Origin of the sequence: Dictyobacter arantiisoli (genome assembly GCF_008326305.1) — a bacterium.
Classification (GTDB): domain Bacteria; phylum Chloroflexota; class Ktedonobacteria; order Ktedonobacterales; family Ktedonobacteraceae; genus Dictyobacter; species Dictyobacter arantiisoli.
On the sequence record NZ_BIXY01000173.1, the window covers coordinates 1 to 4,460 of the forward strand.

Annotated in this window: 4 protein-coding genes; 1 reads left to right on the forward strand and 3 read right to left on the reverse strand. The window is 47.8% G+C overall.

What is annotated here, in order from left to right; all coding sequences use genetic code 11:
- Nucleotides 1-776: 776 nt before the first annotated feature.
- Nucleotides 777-1,340: an HAD-IIB family hydrolase gene (locus F1593_RS27290; RefSeq protein WP_149404711.1), complete on the forward strand. Its 564-nt coding sequence runs from the start codon at nt 777-779 to the stop codon at nt 1,338-1,340.
- 266 nt (nt 1,341-1,606) lie between these two features.
- Here F1593_RS27290 and gabT read toward each other — a convergent pair whose 3' ends face one another.
- From gabT to F1593_RS27305, 3 genes are all read right to left on the reverse strand, one after another.
- Nucleotides 1,607-2,905, reverse strand: coding sequence for a 4-aminobutyrate--2-oxoglutarate transaminase (gene gabT / locus F1593_RS27295; RefSeq protein WP_149404712.1), 1,299 nt, complete (start codon nt 2,903-2,905; stop codon nt 1,607-1,609).
- A 116-nt stretch (nt 2,906-3,021) separates the two neighbouring features.
- A complete protein-coding gene (locus tag F1593_RS30080; protein WP_149404713.1) occupies nt 3,022-3,165 on the reverse strand; it encodes a helix-turn-helix domain-containing protein in 144 nt (47 codons plus the stop codon).
- Nucleotides 3,166-3,247: 82 nt separating this feature from the next.
- Entirely contained in the window at nt 3,248-4,138 is an 891-nt protein-coding gene (locus tag F1593_RS27305; RefSeq protein ID WP_172632509.1) for an RDD family protein, read from the reverse strand.
- Between the last annotated feature and the right edge of the window lie 322 nt (nt 4,139-4,460).

Here is a 4,460-nt window from a genome sequence, read left to right on the forward strand (position 1 = left end):
CGCCTTTGGGATGATGCCCATCCCGTTCTTGGAAGTATTCTCCCGCCGGATTTAGAAACAATTCAGGTTTTAGCATCATTTAGGTGCTAGAAATGTTTCCCGAAAATCCGGGATGACTCATAATATTCGAATTCGAATTCGAATAATTCGTTCCGGCAAGCGAAAATGACATGTATGTCGCAGCGCGACATGTTGGGATTTTGGGACCAACATGTCGCGCCCAGGCAATCAGACCCGTGGACAAAAGTGTCCTGGTTCGTAAATTTGAGCTCCGAGAAAGCAAAATTTGGTATAAACCCCTGGGATGACAGAGTTGTCCTGTTACGACATGCCCGGACTTTTAGACAAATCTGTCACTGACATATTTGTCCTTTTATGACATGCTGGGGCTTTTAGACATTTCTGTCATGGACAGATTTGTCTCTACAGTGACACGTTGGGCTTTTGGAACTGGCACGTGGCACAGGCACTCAGACAAGAGGACAAAGCTGTCCCATCACTAATATTTTCAATCACCCTCTTGCTTGAACGCTTCGTGCCCGTAGATACTATCCGTTCTCAAGAACTTAGACAAATGGAGACAGACTCCATTTGAGGTCTTGTTCCTGCTTCATCCTGGGCAGTTTCACCGCTCCTTTCAGAGTGGTCAGTGCTTCCCAGTCCACAAGCTTAAAATCCCGTGGAACTCACGGTACTCACTTGGTTATGCCAATGCTGTTACTGTAACAGAGAACTCTTTCACTGTCAAGAGAATATCTGACCACAAAAAGAGAGATATGTCCATCAAACAAGAAACTTATTTCAACCCTCTTGTGATTGAAGCTGCACACCAGCTTGATTTACAGCTCTGTTATTATACCGAGCAGCAGCTCTATATCGAAGCTGATTTATATAGCCACAGACATTGGTATCTGGCGCATGCACAGGTAAAACAGATTGATGACATTGGCAGTTTGTGCTCGCTGCCATGCATTAAGCTCGGTGCCTATGGTGATGGGGAGACATTGCGCGAGAAACGTCAATTACTAGAGCAGCGCTTTATGGGACAACTCTATGTCACACAGACAGCGCACGAATGGCTGGAATTCTTGCATCCCGAAGTCTCAAAGGCCAATGCGCTCAGAACCATCGCGCAACTGCTCAATATTCCCTCCGCAGAGATTATGGCTATTGGTGACAACCACAATGATATCGAGATGCTACGCCTCGCTGGACTGGGTGTCGCGATGGGCAATGCTCATGCAGAGATCAAATCAGTTGCCGACTATGTCACTCTCAGCAACGATGAAGATGGAGCGGCTTTAGCTATCGAAAAGTTTGTGCTCAATCCCAAAGATTGATCTGGACATTTCTGTCTCTCTCAGACAGTGTTAGCCCCCCAATACCAGCGGGATCTTGCTGCTCACCTGCTGGCAGGCGCGTGCGCGCCTGCGCCCTTTATAGTGTATGTTGCTGTAAATGTGCTATGAACATTTACAGCAACATACACTATAAAGGGGTTTGAGCACCATCGGTGCGAAAACTTATGCACCACACAATAAAAATGGCGCAGGCGCGTGCGCGCCTGCCAGCAGCGTATCGATAACAAGCTTTCTACGAGCTGAAATCAGGCCTGGCGCGCTACCGAACGGATAATCGCGCTCAGCTTATCCAGCGCCTGACATACTAATGCATCCTCAATCACCAGCGGAACCAGAATGCGCAACACATTACCATACAATCCAGCCTTCAACAACAGGATGCCTTGCTGACGAGCCTCCTCAACAATCTTATCCACCAGATCAGGAGCAGGCTCTTTCGTCTGTCGATCATGGACAAATTCTAACGCGATCATCATGCCCAGCCCACGCACGTCACCAATGGCAGGAACCTCTTGTTGGAGTCCCTGGAAACGCGCACGGAACTGCACGCCCAGTTGTTCAGCCCTGGATAGGATCTGCTCGTGCTCAAAAACATCCAGAACTGCCAGACCAGCCGCGCAAGCGAGCGGATTTCCAGCATAGGTGCCACCCAGGCCACCAACTGCTGGAGCATCCATCACCTCCGCCCTGCCGATAACGCCCGCCAGCGGAAGTCCACCAGCCAGACTCTTTGCGACCGTGATCATATCTGGAATTACACCACTATGTTCAATACCAAATAGTTTCCCGGTGCGCCCAAAACCACTTTGTATCTCATCAGCAATCAGCAAAATATCCTTTTCCTGCGTGATACGTCGTAGCTCTTGCAAAAAGCGCACGGGAGCGGCCACAAATCCGCCCTCACCCAATTCTGGCTCGATGATCACAGCAGCCACCTGATCCGCTGTCACCTCGGTCAGTAAGAGTTCCTGAAACGCCGCGAGCGCTCGCTCCGTACTCCATCCCCGATATTCATAGGGATAAGGAGCGTGGTAAATCTCAGGAGCGAACGGGCCGAAACGCTGCTTATAGGCGGTTGCTTTCCCCGTCAGGGACATTCCCAACAAAGTGCGGCCATGAAAGCTATGGGTAAACGAGATAATCGCGGGCCTCTGCGTCGCGGCACGCGCTATCTTGATGGCATTCTCAACCGCCTCTGCCCCGGTTGTCAGTAAGATGGTCTTTTTAGGATCATCCCCCGGTGCCAGCTGATTCAGGCGTTCCGCCAGGCGGACGTATGGCTCGTACATCACAACTTGAAAACACGTATGCGTAAAACGTTCCAGTTGAGCCTGTACCGCCTGCACAACGCGTGGATGATTATGTCCAACGTTTAAAACGCCAATGCCGCCGACGAAATCAACATACTCGTTGCCGTCAATATCCCAGAGGCGCGCGCCCTGTGCATGTGCCGCAAAGACTGGATGCGCATTTGATACACCACGGGGAATCTGTTGTGTACGTAATTGCTGAAGAGCTGCTGTACGCGATTGGTTGCTGAGCATGCTACCTTCCTTATCCTTCTCCCTGTGTCCTAACTATACAGTTGCGTATGCATTATCTGCATACGCTAACTATAAATTGAAAAATGACAGAAAGCCAGTCTCTTTATGGATAAAATTTACCCACCTTCTTTATCCTTAAGGGATAACAAATGTGCGCATAACTGCAAATGGAAGCGTATCTCAGGATCAGTCAGATCAAGCCCACCCTGCTCTGAAGCACGTGCCAGGCGATATTGTAAAGTTTTGGGATGAATACCCATCTGCTAATAATGCATCACAAAGGTGAACGTTATGGATAACACAGATACACAAAATGCATGCAAGAAAATCATGAAGAAAGGATTATTTTGTCTGGATCAACACTTGTGAGACCGACCAGCCACTACTAAAAAAGCCATTCCAGTGCATTGTTACCTGACCCTGGCAGGGAATGGTTGTGTCGTAGTGAATAGTATAAGAGACCAGTCCATCGTGCCATTGAGGAGCACTGATACTCGTCATCTGAATAGGATGATTCAATACATAGTCTCCAAAGCGCTGTTCTACTTTGCCGCATGGTGGAATAGCTGCCGCCTGATACCGATAGGAATTGTTGACGTTTGCCCAGCCAGTAAGCACCAGCGATGGCCGAGAATAATACATATAGTTCAAACAAAAACCCATAAAAATCAACATGCCAATACACAATATCACGCCTCGTTTGAGCACAGTGGAGAGTGGATAGGCCAGCGTCGGAGTTAAATTCACAGGTACAACGACTGTATGCGCCAGACGATCACCTAAACGCTGAAAGGTAGGAGAGAAAAATCCAGAAATAAGACCGACAATATAAAACATGGGCAAACAATCGATGAAACGTACCAGATTGCGCAACAGGGCAGCAACCAGTGTTAAACGTTCTCCTCTGGCACTAATTACATGCAGGCGTAACACAAATTTCCCTACGGTGATGCCGCAGAGCGCCTCCTGCACAAAGAAATAGAGAAAGGCGATGACGTACAGCCAGATAGAACTGATCGTGGGTACGCCAGGCATGAACACCGACAAACCATTGCCATCAGACTGATAATGGTCCCCCAGTGGATCAAGCGTGCCGAAAATACTGCTGATCCAGATTTGCAAACTGGTAAGAACGACGACGTCAATACATCCCGCACCGATGCGCAGGAAAGCCAGTCGCGCTTTTGAGAGGGTAAATTCGTGTTTTGAGCCAACTACATCGTTAGTAAACATGGGTACTCTCTTCTCTGAGAAGAACATAGGCAAATACATTCATTTGCAAATAACATTGCTCCTCTATTATACTAACAAGGGCAAGGAATCTCAAAACCATAATGAATGTATTTTTTCTTCGAATCAATCATACATAGAAGCTACTTATTATAGCTTTTATATAAGCTCCGAGCAAGGCTCTACCCACGATACCACGATAGGGTGCCCCTCAGATTTTCGCAAAGAGATATTCAGGTCAAAAAAAAGATGGTAGAATGAAGCCAACGAAAACGAGAAGAGAAAGTGGCTCAATCAATGAATGAAGAAGAGTGGTTGCAAAAAA

Bases quoted from the DNA above. Each gene is read 5' to 3' on its own strand.
- F1593_RS27305 (WP_172632509.1), bottom strand. From the start codon at position 4,138: ATGTTTACTAACGATGTAGTTGGCTCAAAACACGAATTTACCCTCTCA.
- F1593_RS27290 (WP_149404711.1), top strand. From the start codon at position 777: ATGTCCATCAAACAAGAAACTTATTTCAACCCTCTTGTGATTGAAGCT.
- F1593_RS30080 (WP_149404713.1), bottom strand. From the start codon at position 3,165: ATGGGTATTCATCCCAAAACTTTACAATATCGCCTGGCACGTGCTTCA.
- gabT (WP_149404712.1), bottom strand. From the start codon at position 2,905: ATGCTCAGCAACCAATCGCGTACAGCAGCTCTTCAGCAATTACGTACA.